This window comes from Dyella sp. ASV21, assembly GCF_016428975.1.
GTDB lineage: Bacteria > Pseudomonadota > Gammaproteobacteria > Xanthomonadales > Rhodanobacteraceae > Dyella.
Genome location: NZ_JAELTT010000189.1, coordinates 1 through 406 on the forward strand (window position 1 = coordinate 1; position 406 = coordinate 406).

The 406-nt window shown below is 72.9% G+C and carries 1 pseudogene; it reads left to right on the forward strand.

The features are described 5' to 3' along the window. Positions 1–151: 151 nt before the first annotated feature. Positions 152–319 (forward strand): annotated as a pseudogene (locus JHD67_RS21500) (hypothetical protein); the annotation flags it as partial. Positions 320–406 lie beyond the last annotated feature (87 nt).

Sequence of the window (406 nt, forward strand, 5' to 3'; positions counted from 1 at the left end):
CCCCCCCCCCCCCCCCCCCCCCCCCCCCCCCCCCCCCCCCCCCCCCCTCTCCCCCCAGACGACGCAATCCGAGATTCGGTCACGGGTCTCGTGGGCTCGGAGATGTGTATAAGAGACAGTCCTTGCATTGACCGGTGGAGCCTGAGGGGGCGGATGCCTCCTGCGCGTAAACCGCGGGGCCAAGTACAACCAGCTGTTGCGCATCGAAGAGGCGCTGGGCTCGGCGGCACGTTACGCCGGTCGCGATGCGTCTGTCTCTTATACACATCTGACGCTGCCGACGACAACGTTCGGGTGTAGATCTCGGTGGTGGCCGTAGCATTAGAGAGGGGGGGGGGGGGGGGGGGGGGGGGGGGGGGGGGGGGGGGGGGGGGGGGGGGGGGGGGGGGGGGGGGGGGGGGGGGGG